General features: G+C 47.9%; 22 protein-coding genes. All 22 read left to right on the top strand.

The genetic code is table 11. The features are described 5' to 3' along the window. The first annotated feature begins 33 nt into the window (after positions 1–33). Positions 34–561: a YceD family protein gene (locus tag ACZM6M_RS05730; protein ID WP_066548648.1), complete on the top strand. Its 528-nt coding sequence runs from the start codon at positions 34–36 to the stop codon at positions 559–561. 3 nt (positions 562–564) lie between these two features. Then, positions 565–747: a 50S ribosomal protein L32 gene (gene rpmF / locus ACZM6M_RS05725; protein ID WP_002564324.1), complete on the top strand. Its 183-nt coding sequence runs from the start codon at positions 565–567 to the stop codon at positions 745–747. A 244-nt stretch (positions 748–991) separates the two neighbouring features. Next, a complete protein-coding gene (locus ACZM6M_RS05720) occupies positions 992–2,050 on the top strand; it encodes a BMP family protein (RefSeq protein WP_337433286.1) in 1,059 nt (352 codons plus the stop codon). A gap of 90 nt (positions 2,051–2,140) precedes the next feature. Continuing rightward, entirely contained in the window at positions 2,141–3,226 is a 1,086-nt protein-coding gene (locus tag ACZM6M_RS05715) for an ABC transporter permease (RefSeq protein ID WP_066548636.1), read from the top strand. After that, entirely contained in the window at positions 3,219–4,127 is a 909-nt protein-coding gene (locus ACZM6M_RS05710) for an ABC transporter permease (protein WP_066548632.1), read from the top strand. The genes ACZM6M_RS05715 and ACZM6M_RS05710 overlap by 8 nt, the downstream gene beginning before the upstream one ends. A 13-nt stretch (positions 4,128–4,140) precedes the next feature. Beyond that, a complete protein-coding gene (locus tag ACZM6M_RS05705) occupies positions 4,141–5,658 on the top strand; it encodes an ABC transporter ATP-binding protein (RefSeq protein ID WP_066548631.1) in 1,518 nt (505 codons plus the stop codon). Positions 5,659–5,851: 193 nt separating this feature from the next. Next, entirely contained in the window at positions 5,852–7,099 is a 1,248-nt protein-coding gene (pepT, locus tag ACZM6M_RS05700; RefSeq protein ID WP_066548628.1) for a peptidase T, read from the top strand. Between the two features lie 53 nt (positions 7,100–7,152). Further along, positions 7,153–8,577, top strand: coding sequence for a sodium:solute symporter family protein (locus ACZM6M_RS05695; RefSeq protein WP_066548620.1), 1,425 nt, complete (start codon positions 7,153–7,155; stop codon positions 8,575–8,577). Between the two features lie 194 nt (positions 8,578–8,771). Then, on the top strand, positions 8,772–9,524 hold the full coding sequence (locus ACZM6M_RS05690; protein WP_167544879.1) for a Crp/Fnr family transcriptional regulator: 753 nt from the start codon (positions 8,772–8,774) through the stop codon (positions 9,522–9,524). Between the two features lie 55 nt (positions 9,525–9,579). Then, on the top strand, positions 9,580–10,353 hold the full coding sequence (gene udp / locus ACZM6M_RS05685; RefSeq protein ID WP_317438514.1) for a uridine phosphorylase: 774 nt from the start codon (positions 9,580–9,582) through the stop codon (positions 10,351–10,353). 125 nt (positions 10,354–10,478) lie between these two features. Next, on the top strand, positions 10,479–11,588 hold the full coding sequence (locus ACZM6M_RS05680; protein WP_066548610.1) for a BMP family lipoprotein: 1,110 nt from the start codon (positions 10,479–10,481) through the stop codon (positions 11,586–11,588). Between the two features lie 31 nt (positions 11,589–11,619). Continuing rightward, positions 11,620–13,164: a YjjI family glycine radical enzyme gene (locus tag ACZM6M_RS05675; RefSeq protein WP_337433289.1), complete on the top strand. Its 1,545-nt coding sequence runs from the start codon at positions 11,620–11,622 to the stop codon at positions 13,162–13,164. Beyond that, positions 13,164–14,006, top strand: a complete 843-nt coding sequence (locus ACZM6M_RS05670; protein ID WP_066548604.1) for a YjjW family glycine radical enzyme activase — start codon at positions 13,164–13,166, stop codon at positions 14,004–14,006. The genes ACZM6M_RS05675 and ACZM6M_RS05670 overlap by 1 nt, the downstream gene beginning before the upstream one ends. A 17-nt stretch (positions 14,007–14,023) precedes the next feature. After that, on the top strand, positions 14,024–15,568 hold the full coding sequence (locus ACZM6M_RS05665; RefSeq protein WP_418926821.1) for an ABC transporter ATP-binding protein: 1,545 nt from the start codon (positions 14,024–14,026) through the stop codon (positions 15,566–15,568). After that, positions 15,561–16,631 carry an ABC transporter permease gene (locus tag ACZM6M_RS05660; RefSeq protein ID WP_296038577.1) on the top strand — a complete coding sequence of 357 codons (1,071 nt, stop codon included), beginning with the start codon at positions 15,561–15,563 and terminating at the stop codon, positions 16,629–16,631. Before ACZM6M_RS05665 ends, ACZM6M_RS05660 begins: the two co-directional genes overlap by 8 nt. 1 nt (position 16,632) lies before the next feature. Then, positions 16,633–17,568, top strand: coding sequence for an ABC transporter permease (locus ACZM6M_RS05655; RefSeq protein ID WP_066548593.1), 936 nt, complete (start codon positions 16,633–16,635; stop codon positions 17,566–17,568). A 48-nt stretch (positions 17,569–17,616) separates the two neighbouring features. Then, positions 17,617–18,324, top strand: coding sequence for a purine-nucleoside phosphorylase (deoD, locus tag ACZM6M_RS05650; RefSeq protein ID WP_418926430.1), 708 nt, complete (start codon positions 17,617–17,619; stop codon positions 18,322–18,324). Positions 18,325–18,379: 55 nt separating this feature from the next. Beyond that, the gene (deoC, locus tag ACZM6M_RS05645) at positions 18,380–19,045 is read left to right on the top strand and encodes a deoxyribose-phosphate aldolase (protein ID WP_418926429.1); all 666 of its coding nucleotides are present in this window, start codon (positions 18,380–18,382) and stop codon (positions 19,043–19,045) included. Between the two features lie 19 nt (positions 19,046–19,064). Then, positions 19,065–19,502, top strand: coding sequence for a cytidine deaminase (locus tag ACZM6M_RS05640; RefSeq protein WP_331467939.1), 438 nt, complete (start codon positions 19,065–19,067; stop codon positions 19,500–19,502). 11 nt (positions 19,503–19,513) lie between these two features. Continuing rightward, positions 19,514–20,704 (top strand): phosphopentomutase, encoded by a 1,191-nt coding sequence (locus ACZM6M_RS05635; protein ID WP_317438505.1) that lies wholly within the window; start codon positions 19,514–19,516, stop codon positions 20,702–20,704. A gap of 153 nt (positions 20,705–20,857) precedes the next feature. After that, positions 20,858–21,877, top strand: coding sequence for a phosphate acyltransferase PlsX (gene plsX / locus ACZM6M_RS05630; protein WP_066548582.1), 1,020 nt, complete (start codon positions 20,858–20,860; stop codon positions 21,875–21,877). Between the two features lie 29 nt (positions 21,878–21,906). Further along, positions 21,907–22,140, top strand: a complete 234-nt coding sequence (acpP, locus tag ACZM6M_RS05625) for an acyl carrier protein (protein WP_296038569.1) — start codon at positions 21,907–21,909, stop codon at positions 22,138–22,140. Positions 22,141–22,148 lie beyond the last annotated feature (8 nt).

Raw genomic sequence — 22,148 nt, 5'->3', positions numbered from 1 at the left:
ATAATAACAAAGGTGCATATCAAGGAGTATGATATGCTGATCAACTTATCAGAACTGTTTCCCGTTGAGGGAAAGTCCAGAACTTACACAGTCCCATTGGAGATGACTTCATTTCACGCTGCTGACGGAGACTATGAGATTGTGGAAAAGGAACCCGTAACGCTGACTGTTACAAATGAGGGTAATAAGGTGTTTACCGTGATCGGAGAGGCAGCGCTCACGCTGTCGATGGTCTGCGCCAGATGCCTTGAACCTGTAAGGGTTTCCTTTAATCTTGTGATCGATCAGGAAGTTGATATGAAGCAGACCGGTGAAGACCGGATTGCAGATCTGGATGAGCAGTTCTATATCAAAGGTTATAATCTGGATGTCGACCAGCTGGTTGGTAATGAGTTAACCCTGAACCTGCCTATGAGAGTTCTCTGCAGTGAAGACTGTAAGGGAATTTGCAATAGATGTGGCACAAATCTCAACCGTGGGACTTGTGACTGCGCAGGCAAGTCACTGGACCCGAGAATGTCAGTTATCCAGGATATTTTTAAACAGTTGAAGGAGGTGTAAACCATGTCTATTTGTCCAAAGAATAAATCTTCTAAAGCAAGAAGAGACAGCCGTAGAGCAAACTGGAAGATGAGCGCACCAAATCTGGTTAAGTGCAGCAAGTGCGGAGCCCTGATGATGCCTCATAGAGTATGTAAAGCTTGCGGAAGCTATAATAAGCGCGAGATCGTAAGCGTAGAGGACTAATTTCTCCTTACTCAATTAAAAATAAAAAGATCTTCGGAAGCAATTCTGGAGATCTTTTTTAATTTCTGCATTTCGCTTTATTTCCTTTATTTTTCGTGTTTTTCGTTCTTTTTTATAAAAAAAGAGTTAATATATTGACAATTTTATCCAGATTTGCCATAATAGAGGTGTTAAGTAATTGATGTTTCTCAAATCCCCATTTCTTGCGAAAAAGGAGGGGAAAAACAAAAAGGAGGACAGATTTATGAAAAAATTAACAGCACTGATGCTTGCGGCAGCTATGTCAATGACAGCACTGACCGCTTGCGGCAGCAAAACAGAGGAGTCTGCAGCAGCTCCGGCATCTACCGAGGCAGCGAAGGAAGAGGGCGGCAAGGCCGCTGAGGGCGGGGAGGCGAAGGAAACTTCCGGCTTAAAGGTTGCAGCTATCTTTGGAGGAGCGATCAATGACGGAAACTGGAATGAAACCCAGTACAATGGCTTAAAATCCATTGAAGAAGCCGGTGCAGAGATTGCTTATATGGAAAACATCAGCGATACAGATGCTGCTGAGGCAGCCCGTACATACGCTTCCGAGGGCTTTAATCTGGTTTATCTGACCACCAATTCCTATCAGGATTACTGTACTCCTGTTGCAAAGGACTTCCCGGATACAACCTTTGTGCAGATCAACGGAACCATCGTAGACGGCAACTTTATTTCTGTCCGCATCGCAGATGAGGAGCAGGGCTTTTTGCAGGGTGTTGCAGCAGCTCTCCTGTCTGAGACTGGAAAGGTTGGCTTTGTAGGCGGACAGGAGATCAATCCCATTAAGCTGGGATCCTCCGGTTTCCAGCAGGGTGTTGACTATGTCAATTCCACCTACGGCTTGAATGTAGAAGCAACCCGCATCAACACGGGAAGCTTTACAGATGTAAACCAGGCAAAGGAAACTGCCATCTCAATCATCGAGGGCGGAGCCGATGTTATTTCTCCTATGGCAAATGACGCCAGCGTAGGCATCATGGAAGCAGGAGAGGAGAAAGGCGTTATGGCGGTTGGCTGCGGCCTTGGACAGGAATCATCTGCTCCTACTGCTACTAAAATTATCATTGTAAAGGATGTTGCCATTGCAATTAAGTCTACCTTTGACGCATATGCAAAGGGTGAGTTAAATCCAACCGAGGTAGAAACTTATGGAGCAAACAAGGGTGTTGTTTATGCAACCGAGTGGTTCGGTGATGTAAACGATGAAGCAAAGACAAGGCTTCAGGAAACCATTGACAAGATGGCAAAGGGAGAGGTTGAGATTTCTCTTCAGTAATTGAACCATGGTCATTGAATTGGAGCTGTCAGGAACGTTTCTGGCAGCTCCTTTTGTCAAAAGTGCCTGAACAAAAGGATGGAAAAAGATATGCAGAAAGAAATTGTGAAAAAATTAAAGGAATTAACCTTTCCGCTTGCCTCAATTGTCGTTGCGCTGGTGCTGGGAGCGGTCATACTGTCAGCTATGGGCTATGATGCAGGAAAAGCGTATTCCAGCTTGTTAAAGGGGGCATTTGGAAGCAAAAACTCCATTGCAGAAACCCTGATCCAGACAACCCCTCTTATTTTCACTGCTCTCAGCTATGCTATTGCCCTGCGCTGCGGTATGGTAAACCTGGGCGCGGAGGGGCAGCTTTATATCGGAGCGATTCTGGGTTCTCTGGCCGGCTCCCATATCCATGGACTTCCGCCAGTGATCCATATCTTGTTCGTTCTTCTGTGCGGCTTTATCGGCGGTGCTTTGTGGGGATTGATCGTTGCGGTTTTAAAGATGAAATTTGGAGCCAGTGAGCTGATCACCACGATCATGCTCAATTATATTGCTCTGGAGTTTGTAAGTTTCTGCGTGACAAATCCGCCTTTCCGTGATGCAACTCCGGGAGCTGCGCCCCGTATGCCTTCCGTTGTAGATGCAGTGAAGCTTCCGATCATTCTTCCTCAGACCAGGCTTCATCTGGGTATCATCTTTGCTTTGATCGCAGTGCTCATTTACTATGTATTCATGTGGAAGACGACCAGAGGCTATGAGATGCGTGTGATTGGCATGAATCCCAACGCAGGCCGGTATTCCGGTATGAATATCCCCGTCAACTCTATCTTGTCCATGTTTTTGGCAGGTGGCTTTGCGGGTCTTGGCGGTATTATCAATATTATCGGCCTGCAGTACTTCCTTACAGAGGGCTTTTCCAATAACTTTGGCTTCAGCGGTGTTGCAGTGGCCCTTCTTGGCGGCTGCAGCCCGGTGGGGATCATCGTATCGGGTATTCTGTTCGGAGCCCTCAATGCAGGAGGTGTGAAGATGCAGCTGCTTGCAAAGGTTCCTTCTGCTTCTATTTATATGATCCAGGGTATGATCATTATCTTTGCTGTCAGCCGGGAACTGTTTATCTGGTTTGGCAGGAAGTTACAGAAAGAAAAAGCCCACGGGGTAACAGGAGGTGAAAACCATGGCTGATTTTATTACTAACTTTCTGACAGCGGATATCAGAACTGCCACACCGCTTCTTCTGGCTGCTCTTGGACTGGTTTTCAGCGAGCGGGCCGGTATCGTAAATATCGGAACAGAGGGTATTATGCTGGTAGGAGCTCTTTTGGGCTGTCTTGGCGCGGCTCTTACGGGTTCCTCTGCCATGGGAGCTCTTTTAGCAATTGCAGGCGGCTTTGCTATGGCTCTGATCTTTGCTTTTTTTACCATTACCCTGCGTTCCAATCAGATCGTAGTAGGAACTGCCTTTAATATTTTCGCAGGCGGCTTTACCATCACATTAAACAGGCTTCTGTTAAATGGTGAGAAGGTAGCCGGTTATGAAGCCATCCCTATTCCCGGACTGTCAAAGATTCCTATTTTGGGAGAAGTGCTGTTTAACTGGTCATTTCCCGTTTATCTGGCTTTTTTAAGCGTACCGGTATGCTGGTTTGTCCTTCAGCGCACCAATATCGGCCTTAAGGTAAGAGCAGTGGGAGAGTATCCCAAGGCCTGTGATACGGTGGGTATCAATGTATTCCGCATTCGCTATGGAGCCGTTCTGTTTTCCGGCATGATGGCAGGCTTTGCAGGCTCTTTTGTTTCCATGGGGCAGCTTTCTTCCTTTACAGAGGGCATGGTTTCTGGCAAAGGCTTTATGGCCCTGGCTGTGTGCGTATTCGGAAATTATTCCCCCAAGACGGTACTTTGGGCTGCGCTGCTGTTTGGCGCGGCAGATGCGTTAAAATACCGTCTGCTGACAACCGGCATCGGAAGCTATTACCAGTTCTTAAATATGCTTCCTTATTTCATCACCATAGTAGCACTGTGTATGTTTGCAAAGCGCAGCAATAAACCGGCCTGCAGCGGTGTTGCTTACAGAAAGGAATAGGGGGGAAAACAGGATGTCAGAGTATATTTTGGAAATGAAGCACATTACCAAGCGCTTTGCTTCGGTAGTTGCCAATGAAGATGTGAATCTGAGTGTAAAAAAAGGCGAGGTCCATGCTCTTTTGGGTGAAAACGGAGCCGGAAAATCAACCCTTATGAACTGTCTGTACGGTATGTACGACAGCTATGAGGGCGAAATCTGGTTTAACGGGCAGAAGGTTGTGATCAATGATCCAAAACAGGCCATTGCTCTGGGAATTGGAATGGTGCATCAGCATTTTATGCTGATTCCGGCCCTGACCGTAATCGAAAATGTGGTTCTTGGCCTAAAGGAAAATAAACAGGTCCTGGATTTAAAAGCGGCGGCAGAACGCTTTACAGAGCTTGGAAAACGCTATAACATGGAAATCGATCCCTGGGTGAGAGTCGAGCAGCTTTCTGTCGGCCAGCAGCAGCGACTGGAGATTTTAAAGGCTCTTTACCGCGATGCAAAGCTTCTGATCCTGGACGAGCCTACAGCTGTTCTCACGCCGGACGAGGTAGATGGTCTGTTTGACATGATGAATAAGCTTACAAGTGAAGGCCACACCGTTATCTTTATCAGCCATAAGCTGAATGAAATCATGAAAATCTGCGACCGCTGTACGGTTCTGCGCCAGGGCAAGCTGGCAGCTACGGTGGAGATCTCTGAAGTACATAACCGACAGGAACTGGCAAATCTCATGGTAGGCCACCAGGTAGAGTTAAAAACGGAGCGCAAACCGCCGGAATATACGGGAGAACGCCTTCGGGTAGAGCATCTGACCTGTTTAAATGACAGGGGGCTTCCAGCGGTAAAGGATGTAAGCTTTGAACTTCAGGGCGGTGAGATTTTAGGCGTCTGCGGTGTAGACGGAAACGGACAGTCAGAACTGATCCAGTGTATTACAGGACTCAGAAAACCTTCCGAGGGAAAGATTATGATCTGTGATACTGATACGACTAACTATACACCAAAGCAGATATTAAACCTGGATGTGGCCCATATCCCGGAGGACCGCCATAAATACGGTATGGTAGGGGCTATGTCCATAGAGGAAAACCTGATCCTGGTAAGCTATGATCAGAAGCTGTTTTCTCTGCATAAATTCCTGAACTGGAAATGGATCGCAGATCACAGTAAGAAGATCTGTCAGCTTTTTAAGGTAAAGACACCTACGATCAAGGAGCAGGCGATTAATCTTTCTGGCGGAAACCAGCAGAAATTTGTGGTAGGACGTGAGTTAGACCGTACGCCCAAGCTTCTTGTGGCAGTCCACCCCTCCAGAGGTCTGGATATTGGCGCAACCAAGTATATCCAGTCTAAAATCATGGAACAGAGAGACCGAGGCACAGCGGTGCTTATGGTTTCTACGGAACTGGATGAGCTGATTGAGCTTTCGGATCGTATTATGGTTATGTTTGAAGGCAGGATCATGGGAATCGTGGATCAGAAGGATGCTTCCAGAGAAACGTTAGGTCCTATGATGGCAGGTCTTACAGAAGAAAAATAAACAGACGCATTCATGATGTAGACCACCAGACGGATCGCTGTCTGGTGGCCTCTTTTTTCGATGCGCATCTGGTGGTTATCCACGTCCTCTCATTTGATTTAAACCTTTAACGTTATAAATAATTGATTGACAAATACAGGAATCAGCTTTAATATTATGCTTATACATGAAAATAAGGAGGGGAATTTCATATATGTCTGAATTTTATGAACAGGTGAAGGAACGTTTTATCCGCTATGTAAAGGTTGATACCCAGTCTCAGGCTGGTTCCTCTACAGCTCCCAGCACGATGAAGCAGAAAAATCTGGGGCGGATGCTTAGAGATGAGCTGATTTCATTGGGAGTAACGGATGCAGAGCTGACAGAAGAAGGTCTGGTTTATGCGTCCATCCCGTCTACGATGCCGGATGGAACAGGCTTGTCTATTGGCTTTGTAGCCCACATGGATACTTCTCCGGATGCAGACGGCACAGATGTAAAGCCATGGGTTTTTGAAAAGTATCCAGGTGGGGATGTGATGTTAAATAAAGAACAGAATATCCTTATGAGGGAAGATGACTATCCTACACTTAGAAAATATGTGGGAGAAGATCTTGTTTTTACAGATGGAACCACGCTCTTAGGAGGAGATGATAAGGCTGCGGTAGCATCGATTATGACAATGGCAGAGTTTTTCTGCCGCCATCCTGAAATTCCTCACGGTCCGATCAAGTTGTGCTTTACTCCGGATGAGGAGATCGCGCGCAGCACGGAAAATTTCAGCGTAGAGCGTTTTGGGGCAGATCTTGCATATACCATGGACGGAGACGCCCTGGGCGGTCTGGTGTATGAAACCTTCAACGGTGCGGAAGCTCAGTTGACTATCCATGGCCTGAGTGTTCATCCGGGAACAGCCAAGGGCATTATGAAAAATGCAGTGGAGATCGGTGGAGAATTTATGGCTATGCTCCCGGCTCTGGAACGGCCTCAGTTTACAGAAGGAAGGGAAGGGTATTTTCATCCCTTTGTTTTTGAAGGAACTGTTGAAAAGACCTATATCCGCTGTCTGGTTCGGGATCATGAGCTGGATCGGTACGAGGAGAGAAAAGCCTATGTTATATCCTGCATAGAGGAGCTGAACCGGCGCTATGGTGAGGGAACCGTGGAGCTTAAATGGGACAGCATTTATTACAGCATGCGGGAAGTCATCAAAAAGGTTCCGTTTATGATCGACTACTGCAAGCAGGCTATGAAAGAATGCGGAGTGGAGCCCTTTGAGATCGCAATGAGAGGCGGCACAGACGGTTCCTGGATTTCCCAGATGGGTCTTCCATGCCCCAACATTACAGCAGGTTATGAAAATGCTCATGGCAGATTTGAGTTTGTTTCCATCCAGGCTATGGCGAAAAATGTGGAGATCCTGATCCGGCTGCTGAAGCTTTATGCAGCCCATAAGGAATAATGTTCGGATAAAAATGCAGATGGAACAGGTATGATAAAAGAGAGGAAAATGATATGGATGTACGGTTTTTATTCGTAGTGGGCTATCTGCTCCTGATGGTGGGAGTGAGTCTTTATTTAAAAAGAAAAATGGTAAAAAGCTCAGATGACTTTGCGGTAGCGGGAAGACGCCTTCCCATGATCGTATTAGTGGGAACGCTGCTTGCTACATGGTGCGGCGGCGGCGGTATTTCGGGTTCCGCAGGCCTGGTTTATAAAAACGGACCTCTGTTTGGTATCCTGCTGTTTGCAGGAGCTCCGATCGGAATGATCGTTCTTTATTTTATTTCAGGAGCAGTCCGCAAAAGTACCACATATACTATTCCGGAGCTGTTTGAGCTGCGCTACGGAGCAGCTGCCAGAAATCTGGCTGCAATCTGCATTATTCTGGCGTATATCGGAACCACAGCTTCCCAGTTTAAGGCAGCCGGCAATATTTTTATGATTACCAGTGGCATTGATTTTATCACCTCCACTGTGATCTGCGTGATATTTATGGCGCTTCTGGCTCTGATCGGCGGTATGGTCAGCGTGGCATATACGGATGCTTTATCTGCTTTTATGATGGTGTTTGGCTTCATGTTCGGTATTTTATATCTGAGCGGAGATTTCGGTGGCTTTGGCGGCGTACTGGCTCAGGTTCCCGCAGAGAAAAATTCCATCTTTGGAACTATGAATATTGCTCAGGTGCTGGGCTATGTGCTGCCAACGCTGTTTTTGGTGCTGGGTGATCAGAACATGATCCAGCGGTTCAGTTCCGCAAAAGACAGCCGCACCGCCCGCAAATCCAATGTGGGCCTTGTAATTGCAGAGGTTGTTGTATGTGCCCTGATTATCGGTCTTGTAACCTGTGCCATTCCTCTGTATCCAACCAACGATTCTGCAGATACCATTTTATTCCAGCTGGCAGCACAGAAGCTTCCTACGGTTTTAGGCGGTATCGTAATGGCTGCCTGCATGAGTTTTGTTATTACTACGGGTGACTCCTATCTTCTGTCGACGGCTTCCAACCTGACTTATGACGTATGGGTGCGCCTGATCAAAAAGGATGCGGATGATAAGCAGAAACTGAATATGCTTCGTATTTCCATTGTCCTTGTGGCTTTTCTGGCGTTTGTTCTGGGCTTTTATTTCCCGGATATCCTTTCCGTTCAGATGTATGCCTATACCATGTATGGAGCAACCATTACACCGGCCCTGATCTGTGCGCTGTTTTATAAAAAAGCAACCAAGGCAGGCGGTCTGGCAGGCATCATCACCGGAGCGGTGACGACGATCATCTGGGATGTGGTCTTACGTTCTCCGGGCGGCGTCCAGAGTGCGATCATCTCCGTGCCCCTGGCTTTTATAGCAATCTTCCTTGTAAGCGCCATAACGCAGAATGGCGCAAAGATTCCTCTGGAAGAGGTATATAAAAGAAGTGAAGAATCTGAAAAGTAAGCAGAAACAGTAATTTTATATAGCTATAGGTAAAAACCACCATATACGCAAAAAAATATGGTGGTTTTTTGTGCCAAACATCAAAAAAACTCTTTTTCCTTTTTGAAAAGTGACATATGTCCTTTTGTTCTTTGTGAAAATGTGATATGATGAAAACAAGTTAAATGGAAGAAATATACAAAAGGGAATCCTTTATGAAGGAAACACAAAAGCAGATTAAGAAACTGAATATAGAAACTCAGAAGCAGATTGAAAAGCTGAATCCGGAAAAGGTGGATTATCTGAAACAGTATTTTGCAGGCGCTCCCCGTTGGCTGCTGGAACAGTTTCAGGTGATCGAGGTTCCGGCAGGGACTGTTTTTATCCATGAGGGAGAGCCGGCAGAACGCGTTTATGTGCTGTTACAGGGACAGGTGTCTGCGGTTGACTACCGGGTACAGGAGGCCGTATATGGTTTCTTTCAGTTTTATCCTATTGAACTTTTTGGGGTGATGGAAATTTTAGGCGGAATGGAGCGGTATAAGACCTCTCTTGCAGCAGTGGAAAAAAGTATTTTCCTGCGGATTGGAAGAGACCAGTATGAGCGATGGCTGAAAAGCGACAGCAATGCATTTCAGATGGAAACAAAGGAAATTGTCAATTATCTTCTGGAGCAGGCAAGAAAAGAACGGCTGTATGTGCTGTTGTCCGGAAATCAGCGGGTTTATCAGGTATTGATCAAATTATATAAATCCTATGAGGAAAATGGAACATACAGCGCCTATATCAGCCGAAAGGATTTTTCTGAGATGACAGGCCTTTCAGAACGGACGATCACCAGAGCGATCAAGAGTCTGGTATCAGAAGGATATATTACAAAAAAAGGATGGAATATCACTATGGACAGCAGCCAGTACCAGCGCTTAAAAGCTCTGGCGGATGCAAAGATGAGTGAAATTGACAGTTAGGAATCAGCCGCGGCTGGTTTATAATAATTAAAAAACGTACAGGGAGGAACAGAACGTGAAGTATTCAGAAGATCCTAACAAACAATATCACATTCAGGTGGGAAAAGGAGAGGTCGGACGGTATGTGATACTGCCGGGAGATCCAAAACGCTGTGAAAAGATCGCGAAGTATTTTGATGATCCGGTATTAGTGGCTGACAACCGGGAGTATGTGACCTATACTGGTACGTTAGATGGAGTAAAGGTAAGCGTTACTTCTACGGGTATCGGCGGCCCCTCTGCTTCCATTGCCATGGAGGAGCTGGTAAACTGCGGAGCAGATACCTTTATCCGTGTAGGCACCTGCGGAGGGATGCAGCCGGAGGTAAAAAGCGGTGATGCCGTAATTGCCACCGGGGCCATCCGTATGGAAGGAACCAGCAGAGAGTATGCTCCGATTGAATATCCGGCAGTTGCTGACCTTACAGTGACAAATGCGCTGACAGCTTCTGCAAAGGAACTGGGCCTTGCTTTCCATACAGGCGTAGTTCAGTGCAAGGATGCTTTTTACGGCCAGCACTCCCCGGAGCGCATGCCTGTAAGCTATGAGCTTTTGAACAAATGGGAAGCCTGGAAACGGATGGGCTGTCTGGCATCCGAAATGGAATCAGCCGCATTATTTATCGTGGCCGGAGCGCTTCATGTACGGGCCGGTTCCGTATTCCTGGTTGTTGCAAATCAGGAGCGGGAAAAGCTGGGCCTGGAAAATCCGGTGGTCCATGATACGGATATGGCAATCCGCACCGCCATAGGGGCCATCCGGGAACTGATCCGCCAGGAACAGAAATAGGCAGTTTTATAAAAGGCAGCAGGCTGGAAAAATCCCTGTTTCATAAGCAGGGGATTTTTCCAGCTTCACATGGGCTTTGCTTAAAAGCAGGGCTTCATTATATACTTTAAAAGGAGAGAATCATTATGAAAAAGAAAACAGCAGCACTTATGTTGGCAGCAGCCATGGCAGTATCTCTGACTGCCTGTGGAGGTTCAGGCGGCACTTCTGAGACAAAGGCAGAGTCTTCCGCAGCCGCTGATACTTCAGCAAAAAAAGAAGAAGCTGAAACAGAGGCAGCAGGTGAGAAAAAAGACGGATCCGAATACAAGATCGGTCTTGTAACAGACGTAGGCGGTGTAAATGACGGTTCCTTCAACCAGTCTTCCTGGGAGGGTCTTCAGAAGGCGGCAGAGGATTTTGGCGTTGAGGTAAATTATCTTGAGTCCTCTACTGATGCAGACTACGTTCCAAACATTGAGACGTTTATTGATGAAGAGTACGACCTGATCATCAGCGTAGGCTATATGCTGGCAGACGCTACCAAGCAGGCTGCGGAAGCAAATCCTGAGTGTAAGTTTGCTATTATTGATGACGCTACCATTGACCTGCCCAATGTTACTTGTCTGATGTTCCGCCAGGAGCAGGCTTCCTATCTGGTAGGATACGTTGCCGGCCTTATGACAGAGACTGACAATATCGGCGTAGTGATCGGTATGACAAATGAAACCATGAACCTGTTCGGATACGGCTATTGTGCAGGTGCTATTGATGCAAATCCGGATATTACGATCCAGCAGTTTAACGCAAACTCCTTTGCAGATCCGGCAACCGGAAAAACAAACGCAGGTACCGCGATCACCAATGGCGCTGATATTGTTTTCCATGCAGCAGGCGCAACCGGACTTGGCGTAATCGAGGCATGCCAGGAAGCAGGCGTATATGCTATCGGCGTGGACAGAGACCAGTACAATGACGCACCTGGAACCGTAATTACTTCCGCTATGAAGCGTGTAGATACCGCTGTTTATGACAGTGTAGAGTCTCTGCTTAACGGTACCTTAGAGGGCGGCCTTCATACGTATGACCTGGCAGCAGGCGGCGTAGATATTGCTCCTTCCCAGGATCTTCTTCCTGAGGATGTAAAGAAGGCAGTAGAGGATGTTAAGGCTAAGATCCTTGCAGGCGAAGTGACTGTTCCTGCCAGCAAGGAAGAGTTTGAGGCTGCATACGGCGATGTATATCAGTTAGACTAAGATTGAACAATGACAGAAGGAGGAACCATATATGCGTGACATTTCAATGGAGCGTGTAAATGAAACAAGGGAGAATATCCTGAGCATTATAAAAAGCCCTGTGCTGACCCATGAGCAGAAGCTTACGAACCTGGCCTGCCAGGCGGATTCCCTGATGGAGGTTTTGGACCTCCCCGAAGGGCTGGATGAACTTTTAAATGTTCCTGCAGACCGTAAGTGCATCTGTGATCTGGCAGAAGGCCATGCGCCCATGCGTCCCCGGTACATTATCCCGGATTATGCAAAATTTATGAAAGAGGGCAGTGAATTTCTCCAGCTTAAACCGCCGACAGATCTGTATGAGGCTATTAATAATCTGCTGATCTTTTATAAGCATGTTCCCAGCGTTACCAACTATCCGGTTTATGTGGGACAGTTAGATGAACTGCTGGAGCCTTTTATTGATACAGTGGACGAGGCTCAGGCGAAAAAGCTTTTAGGGATGTTTATGACGCACATTGACCGCACGGTACTGGACTCCTTCTCTCATGCAAATATCGGTCCCAGGGCGACCAAGGCAGGCCGCCTGCTGTTAGAAGTGGAAGCGGAGCTTGAACATGCGGTTCCCAACATTACCATGAAATATGAGGAAGGCGTTACAGAAGATGACTTTGCCCTGGAGGCCATCCGGTGCGCACTGCACAGTGCAAAGCCCAGCTTCGCAAACCATAAGATGTTTAAGGGTGAATTGGGTGAAGGCTATGTGATCGCAAGCTGCTATAACGGCCTGCTTTACGGTGGCGGCGCTTATACGCTGTGCCGCCTGATCCTGGGAAATATTGCAAAGCGCGCAAAGGATATCCGGGATTTTAAAGAACAGCAGCTGCCGTATGTACTGGATATTATGGCACGGTACATGGATGAGAGAATCCGGTTTGAGGTAGAGGAAAGCGGATTCTTTGAACATCACTTCCTTGCGAAGGAGGGCTTTATCCACAGGGATCGTTTCTCCGGCATGTACGGTCTTGTAGGCCTGGCAGAGTGCGTCAATATCCTTCTTGAAAAGGAAGGTATAGAGGGACGGTTTGGCCATGATGAGATCGCTACGCGGCTGGGCGTTGAAATTATGGATCAGATCCAGGCTTTTAACGCAGCCCATGTAAATCCCTACTGTGAGGGAACAGGAGGCCGCTTCCTGCTTCATGCCCAGGTGGGAATTGCGGAAGACATTGATATAACTCCAGGAACCCGTATCCCGATCGGGGAGGAGCCAGAGGAGCTGATCGACCAGTTAAAGGTGCTTGAGCATTTCCACCGGTATTTTACCTCCGGAACCGGAGATATTTTCCCAATCGATATGACGGTGCACCGCAACCCGGAATATGTGCTGGATATCATTAAGGGGGCCTTTAAAATGGATCTGCGCTATCTGTCCTTCTATTCCAGCGACAGCGATGTGATCCGAGTGACCGGTTATCTGGTAAAACGCTCTGAAATGGAAAAACTGGATCAGGGACAGGCCGTTCTCCAGAACACAACCGGTCTGGGGCTGGGAGCTTCCAAGAACGGTCATATCCTGGAGAGAAAGGTGCGCTGATGAAAGCCATTGTAAATCGAATCATTCCTTTCAGCAGTGTAGACGGTCCTGGAAACAGAACTGCCATTTTCCTCCAGGGCTGCAACATTAACTGCAAATATTGTCATAATCCCGAAACAAGAAGGCTCTGTATAAACTGCGGAGCCTGTGTGGGACAGTGCCCTGCCGGGGCGCTGTCCCTGGGAGAGGATAACCGGGTCATCTGGGATCAGGGAGCCTGCGTGCAGTGTGATACCTGTATCCATGTCTGTCCCAATGACAGTTCCCCAAAAGTGCGGGAAATGACGCCGGAGGAGGTATATGCGGCTGTAAAACGGCAGATTCCCTTTATACGGGGCATCTCAGTATCCGGCGGAGAGTGTATGCTCTGGCCGGATTTTTTAAAGGCGCTGTTTACGCTTGCCAAAGCAGACGGACTTGGCTGTCTCATTGACAGCAATGGGACTATCCCTTTATGGGACTATCCGGAGCTTTTAGAGATATCTGACGGCGTAATGCTGGATATCAAGGCGTTTGATGATACAGACCACCGCCGGATCACCGATGAAGGCAACGGGATCGTGCTTAAAAATGCGGTTTTTCTTGCAAAGCACGGAAAACTGGAGGAAGTCCGGGCTGTGATCGTTCCGGATCTCTATGACGGAGAAAAAAGCATCCGGGGAATCGGAACGCTTCTGGCGCCTTACCGGAATATACGCGAAATCCGTATCAAGCTGATCGCGTACCGTCCCATGGGAGTGAGGGAAGCGTATTCCCACTACCAGGTTCCGTCTCCTGAATGTTTGACGCAACTGGCAGACATACTGAGGGAGATGGGATTTAAAGATATTGTGATCATATGAAAAAGGAGGGAATATACATGGGAAAGACCAGCCATATGGATGAAAGCCAGGTCATGGTCCAGATGAAGGACATTGTAAAGAAATTCGGTAATTTTACAGCCAATGACCACATCAATCTGACGGTGCATAAGGGTGAGGTACATGCCATTTTAGGAGAAAACGGAGCCGGTAAAAGTACGATGATGAATGTGCTCTGCGGGCTTTATAAGCCTACCAGCGGACAGATTTTTATTAAAGGGAAAGAGGTGCATTTTTCCAGTCCAAAGGATGCTATCGACATCGGGATCGGTATGGTCCACCAGCATTTTATGCTGATCCAGCCATTTACGGTAACGGATAATATTATTTTGGGAATTGAGCCTGTAAAGGGGCTTTCCATCGATAAGGCAGCCGCCAGACAGAAGGTAATGGAGCTGTCGGAGCGTTATGGCATGAAGGTCGATCCTGACGCAAAGATCGAGGATATTTCCGTTGGGATGCAGCAGCGTGTGGAGATACTGAAGGTGCTTTACCGCGGTGCGGATACGCTGATCCTGGATGAGCCTACCGCTTCCCTGACCCCTCAGGAGATTGAAGGACTGATGGAGATTATAGAGAATCTGACAAGGGATGGAAAGAGCGTGATCCTTATTACCCATAAGCTGAAGGAGATCACGGCGTCTTCGGATCACTGCACCATTATCCGCCAGGGGAAATATATCCGCACGGTAAAGGTGGATGAGGTAACAGAAAATGACCTTGCAGCCATGATGGTCGGCCGTGATGTGAATTTTAAGGTGGATAAAAAGGAGCAGGAGCCGGGAGGAATCGTTCTGGAGGTAAAGGATGTAAGGGCAAGGGATTATCGGGACGCAGAGATCTTAAAGGGACTTAATTTAACGGTCCGCAGGGGAGAAATCGTAGGTCTTGCAGGCGTGGACGGAAACGGCCAGACGGAGCTGGTGGAAATCCTCACAGGCCTTAAGAAGGCAGAATCCGGCAGCGTGAAGATGCTGGGAAAAGAGGTTATCAATAAAACGCCGAAAGAAACCTTTGAAAGCGGTATTTCCAGTATTCCGGCAGACCGCCAGAAGCATGGACTGATCCTGGACTTTTCCAATGAGGACAACCTGATCCTGCAGCATTTTGAGGAGGCCCCTTTCTCAAATAAGGGATTTCTAAATCGGAAAGCGATCCGCGCCCATGCCGCAGAGCTGATTGAAAAATTTGATGTGCGTCCCAGAGGCTGCGAAGAAGCGCCGGCAGGAACGCTTTCAGGAGGCAATCAGCAGAAGGTCATTATTGCCAGAGAGGTCACCAATGACAAGGATCTTCTGATCGCTGTAAATCCTACCCGCGGCCTGGATGTAGGAGCCATTGAATTTGTTCATAAGTATCTGGTAGAGCAGAGAAATAAAAACAGGGCCGTTCTTTTGGTTTCCTTTGAGCTGGATGAGATCATGAGTCTTTCTGACCGGATTGAGGTCATCTTTGACGGCAGGATCACAGGAAGCGTTCCCGGAAAGAATGCAGATGAAAAAGAACTCGGCTATATGATGGCAGGAGGACGGAAGAATGAATAAAAAGAAAAGTATCCTTGAATCCAATCTACTTTATACGCTCATTGCGATCGTTGCCGGGTTTATCATCGGAGCTGTCTTCCTTATGATCGCAGGGATCAGCCCTGCAGTGGCCTACGGCAAGCTGATCGACAGTGTTTTTGGCAAGCCAAAATATCTTGCATGGGTACTGACCTATGCAAGCCCTTTGATCTTTACCGGATTAAGTGTTGCATTCTCCTTTAGGACCGGCGTCTTCAACATCGGAGCAGAAGGACAGTTTGTAGTGGGAAGCCTGGTAGCCTGTGTGCTGGGAATTACCTTAAAACTTCCGGCTGTTATCCATATTCCCCTGTGCCTTTTGGCGGCAGCGGCAGCAGGAGCGCTCTGGTCCTATCTGGTAGGACTTTTAAAGGTAAAGCGGGGCATTCACGAGGTTTTGTCGTTTATCATGTTTAACTGGATTGCCTTTTACCTCTCCAATTATGTGGTAAATATTCCTGCCATTCACAAGGAAGGCGGCGGTGAAGCCACAAAGGATGTGGCAGAAACGGCCCGTATCCTCTTCCCTGAGGCAGTAAGAGATGTACTGGGATGCAAGGTTGCAAACTGGGGGATCATCCTGGCCGTTGCGGCTGCTGTGATCATCTGGGTGATCATCGAAAAAACGACACTGGGATACAAACTGAAAGCAGTGGGCTTTAACCGGAACGGCGCTCTGTACGGCGGTATTAACTCTGATGCGTCTGTGCTTACGGCTCTTAGTATTTCCGGTGCGCTGGCAGGTCTTGGAGGAGCGGTTCAGATCCTTGGCATGGCAGGCCGTTTAAGCCAGTTTGCAGGCCAGGAAGGCTATGGCTTTCAGGGAATCACAGTGGCCCTGATCGGTTCCTCCAATCCCATTGGCTGTATCTTTGCCGGACTGTTTTATGGAGCCATGAAGTACGGCGGCTCCAAGCTGAGCATTGTAAAAGCGCCTTCAGAGGTGGTAGACATTATCATGGGCTGTGTGATCCTCTTTATTGCCATTGCCCAGATCTTCCGTATCCTGTTTAAGAAGCTCGCTGCAAAGAAGGAGGCAAACTAATATGGATGTAATCATTAAAAATCTTGGCCTTTTGATCAATGCAACTTTGATCGCAACGCCGCCCCTTCTTCTGGCGGCCCTGGGCTCCTGCTTTTCTGAGAGGAGCGGAGTTATCAATATTGGAATTGAGGGCATGATGACCATCGGCGCATTTACCGGTGCGGTACTTGGGCTGGAAACGGGAAACGGCTGGCTGGCCTTTTTGGGAGCGGGTCTTGCGGGTGCGCTTTTTGGCGTCATTCATGCGGTCGTATGTATTTCCTTTCATGCAGATCAGACCATTGCCGGAACTGCCATCAACTTTTTAGGCCCAGGTCTTGCGGTATTCCTCTGCAAAGCTATGTACAATAATTCCTCCGATACTCCGGCCATGGATCCGGCAAGCAAGCTTCCAAAGCTTTTTGAGGGCGTATTTCCAACAGGCTCCTTTTTAAGCAATGTACTGAATGTATATTCAGTGGCATATCTGGTGTTTATCCTGGCAGGCGTATGCTGGTTTATCTTTTACAAAACGCGCTTCGGCGCCCATCTGCGGGCAGTGGGAGAGCATCCGGAGGCCTGTGAATCTCTGGGAATTGACGTGTACCGCGTGCGTTACAGCTGTGTGATACTGTCCGGCTTTATGGCCGGCCTGGGAGGCGCTTTTGTAACGCTGGCTACCATTAACCAGTTCCGCCCAAGCGTAATTGTAGGACAGGGCTTTATCGCCATTGCGGCCGTTATCTTCGGTAAGTTTTCACCGGGTGGCTCTATGCTTGCCTGCCTTCTCTTTGGCTTCTGCAGCGGCATCAAGAGCCTTGCGGGCCAGAGCAACATGATCTCGCCGAACCTGATTTCCATGATCCCCTATGTGGTAACCCTGCTGGCGCTGATCCTCTTTGTTGGAAAAGCCCATACGCCGGCTGCCAACGGAAAGATTTTTATCAAATCCAAGTAAAACGTAAACCGCTGCCTTACAGATGCGGTTTGGAAAGGAAGCTTATCTATGTCAGTACCAACTCCTCATAACGGCGCGGCAAAAGGAGATTTTGCCAAAACCGTGCTTATGCCCGGAGATCCTCTTCGGGCCAGATATATCGCTGAAACCTATCTTGAGAATCCCAGACAGGTCACGGGAGTCCGCAATATGCTGGGATTTACGGGAACCTATAAGGGAAAAGAGATTTCAGTCATGGGAGCCGGCATGGGAATGCCCTCCATCGGTATCTATTCCTATGAGCTGTTTCATTTTTACGATGTGGACAGTATTATCCGCATCGGATCTGCTGGCGCACTTCAGGATTCTTTGAATCTGATGGATGTGGTTATTGCCATGGGCGCCTGTACGGATTCCAATTATGCGTATCAGTACGGACTTCCGGGTACATTTGCGCCCATTGCAGATTACAGCCTTTTAAACAGGGCTGCCGAAACTGCAAAGAATCAGGGAACGCTGGCTGTGGTGGGAAATGTCCTTTCCTCTGATATTTTTTATAACGAAACTGCAGATGTGAATGACAAATGGCGTTCTATGGGTGTTCTGGCAGTGGAAATGGAAGCGGCAGCCCTGTATATGAATGCTGCCAGGGCAGGCAAAAAGGCGCTTTGTATGCTTACTATTTCCGATCATATCTATCGCCAGGAGGGATTAAGCGCAATGGAGCGCCAGATCGGTTTTGGAAAGATGATGGAGATTGCCCTGGAACTGGCCTGATTCTTATGGATCCGGTGAAGGAAAGATGAATATATGTTTAAAGGAGGATATGAAAATGGGAATAAAAGAACTTATGAGCCATGTAGATCATACACTGCTGGCACAGACGGCTACATGGGAGGAGATCCGGCAGATCTGTGATGACGCCGTCGCGTATCAGACAGCTTCTGTCTGCATTCCGCCAAGCTTTGTTAAGCAGGCAAAGGAATATATGGGAGATAAGATGGCCGTCTGCACGGTGATCGGTTTTCCTAACGGCTATATGACTACGGAAACAAAGGAGTTTGAAACCAGAAATGCTTTGGAAAACGGAGCAGACGAGATTGACATGGTGATCAATATCGGCTGGGCAAAGGCAGGCCTTTATGATGAAATTGAGGATGAGATCCGCAGGCTGAAGGCAGTGTGCGGGGATAAGATCTTAAAGGTTATCATTGAAACCTGTCTGCTGACAGAGGAAGAAAAGATAAAGATGTGCCAGGTGGTCACTGCTTCCGGCGCCGATTATATTAAAACCTCTACGGGCTTTTCAAAGGCAGGCGCCACCTTTGAGGACATTGCGCTTTTTGCCGCTCATATAGGAGAAAATGTAAAGATCAAGGCGGCAGGCGGCATTTCCTCTCTGGCGGATGCAGAGCGTTTCCTTGCGCTGGGAGCAGACCGCCTGGGAACGAGCCGTATGGTAAAGCTGGTAAAAAATGAAGAAGCATCCGGTTATTGATGCCAGGAAGGAGTAGACGATGAAACCACTGGAACAGGAAGAGATAAAACGTCTGATCCGTACTGCGAAGGCTCAGTTGGATTATTCCTATGCACCGTATTCCCATTTTCATGTGGGCGCGGCTCTGCTTGCAAAAAACGGGAACATATATACTGGCTGCAATATTGAAAATGCCGGCTATACTCCCTGTAACTGTGCAGAGCGGACGGCATTTTTTAAGGCAGTCAGCGAGGGAGTAAAGGATTTTGATGCAATCTGCGTTACCGGAGGGATGAACGGCGTTGTTACAGACTATACAGCCCCCTGCGGCGTATGCCGCCAGGTAATGATGGAGTTCTGTGATCCAAAGGAGTTTCAGATTATCGTGGCAATTGATGAAGAACGGTATATCATAAAAACGCTGGAAGAGCTTCTTCCCCTGGGCTTTGGTCCCGGAAATCTGAAAGAAAAGCAGTAAAGGAGCAGAACATGGAAAAATTCAGACGTATCTTTGTGGTTGTAATGGATTCTCTGGGGGTAGGAGAGGCAGAGGACGCTGCCCAGTTTGGAGATGTAGGTTCCAATACCCTGGGCCACATCTCTCAGTCGGTAGAAACCTTTAAGATCCCTCATTTAAGAAAGCTTGGGATGGCAAATCTCACACCTTTAAAACAGGTGGAGCCGGAGGAACAGCCTCTTGGCTATTATGGAAAGTTGCGTGAAAAGAGCCTGGGTAAGGATACCATGACCGGCCACTGGGAGATGATGGGGCTGGAGGTGAAGACGCCCTTTAAGACCTTTACGGAGACGGGCTTTCCGCCGGAGCTGATCAAGGAGTTGGAGGAGCGCACCGGTCATAAGGTAATTGGAAATAAAAGCTCCAGCGGAACGGAAATCCTGGACGAGCTGGCAGAGGAGGAGATTGCCACCGGCCATATGATCGTGTATACCTCTGCCGACTCTGTGCTGCAGATCTGCGGCAATGAGGAAACCTTTGATCTTGAGGAGCTGTACCGGTGCTGTAAGATTGCCAGAGAGCTTACGTTAAAAGATGAATGGAAGGTAGGGCGCGTCATTGCAAGGCCTTATGTGGGAAAGAAAAAGGGCGAATTTAAGCGCACCAGCAACCGCCATGACTATGCCTTAAAGCCCTTTGGGAAGACAGCATTAAATGCTTTAAAGGATGCAGGCTTTGATGTGATTTCCATTGGAAAGATCAATGATATCTTTGACGGAGAAGGCATTACAAAGGCCCTGAAATCGAAAAGCTCTGTTCATGGCATGGAGCAGACCATAGAAGTGGCGGGAACGGATTTTCATGGTCTTTGCTTTGTGAATCTGGTGGATTTTGACGCCCTCTGGGGCCACAGACGGGATCCAAAGGGATATGCAGGGGAGATTGAACGCTTTGATGAGAAGTTGGGGATCCTTCTTGACGTATTAAGAGAAGATGATCTTTTGATCATCACGGCAGATCACGGCAATGATCCCACCTATGCAGGAACGGATCATACCCGTGAAAAGGTACCGTTTTTGGCCTATTCCCCTTCCATGAAGGGAAGCGGCGCGCTGAGCGAAAAGGATACCTTTGCAGTGGTCGGCGCTACAGCAGTTGATAATTTTGGTGTTTCCATGCCGGAGGGCACCATCGGAGCTTCGGTTCTTGACGATCTGGTATAGTTTTATCTGTTTTTTAAAGGGCTGTCCCTGAATGGGGACGGTCCTTTTTTCGGCGTTTTTTACCCTGGTGCAGCTATAAAAACGTATTGATTTATAGACGGATATCTAGTATATTATAAATTGTATCGCAAAGACGAAAGGAGAGTCTTTTTTATGATCAGAGTAGCGGTAGATGCTATGGGCGGAGACAATGCGCCTGTGGAGATGGTTGCAGGAGCCGTTGAGGCGGTAAAGAAGAAACCGGAGATCCAGGTTCTTTTGGTAGGACAGGAAAAGACCGTACAGGAAGAACTTTCCAAATATACCTATGACAAAGAGAAAATCCAGGTGGTAAATGCCTCAGAGGTGATTGCTACAGAAGAGCCGCCGGTAAATGCGATCCGGAAAAAGAAAGACTCATCCATCGTAGTAGGCATGAACCTGGTAAAGAACGGACAGGCAGACGCTTTTGTATCGGCCGGAAGCTCAGGAGCGATCTTAGTAGGCGGACAGGTCATCGTGGGACGGATCAAGGGCGTGGAGCGCCCGCCTCTTGCACCGCTTATTCCTACAGAAAAAGGCGTATCCCTTCTGATCGACTGCGGGGCGAATGTAGACGCCAGGGCGTCTCATCTGGTACAGTTTGCCAGAATGGGTTCGATCTATATGGAACACGTAGTAGGAATTCCAAATCCAAGAGTTGCCATTGTAAATATCGGTGCGGAAGAGGAAAAGGGAAACGCACTGGTGAAGGAGACGTTCCCGCTGTTAAAGGAATGTAAGGATATCAATTTCATCGGAAGTATTGAGGCCAGAGAAATCCCCCACGGCGGCGCAGACGTAATTGTCTGTGAGGCCTTTACAGGAAATGTGATTTTAAAGCTGTATGAGGGTGTAGGAGCTACTTTGATCCATATGGTAAAGCAGGGGATGATGGCAACGCTCCGGAGCAAGATCGGGGCACTTCTTGTAAAACCGGCTTTAAAGACCACCTTAAAATCTTTTGATGCCAGTCAGTACGGCGGCGCGCCTCTTTTGGGATTAAAGGGACTGGTAGTGAAGACACATGGAAATTCCAGCCGGACTGAGGTGTGCAATTCCATTATCCAGTGCGTGACCTTTAAGGAGCAGCAGATCAACGAAAAGATCCGCCAGTCGCTGGCAGAGGAAAAGGCTCAGGGGCCTATGTTATAAAGAAACAGATTCAGGAGAGGGGATAGAATATGGAATTTGAAAAATTGCAGGAAATTATTGCAGAGGTTTTAAATCTGGAGCCGGATGACATCACCATGGGAGCTACCTTTGTAGACGATCTTGGAGCCGATTCACTGGATATTTTCCAGATCATTATGGGAATTGAGGAGGCGTTCGATATCGAAATCCCCAATGATGCTGCAGAACAGATCGTTACGGTCGGAGACGCTGCAGAGCAGATCAAAAACGCATTGAATGAATAAAACGCGCG

This window comes from Enterocloster sp., from assembly GCF_057861365.1.
Note: the sequence above shows the minus strand (reverse complement) of the source record. Positions and strands in the feature narration are given on the sequence as shown.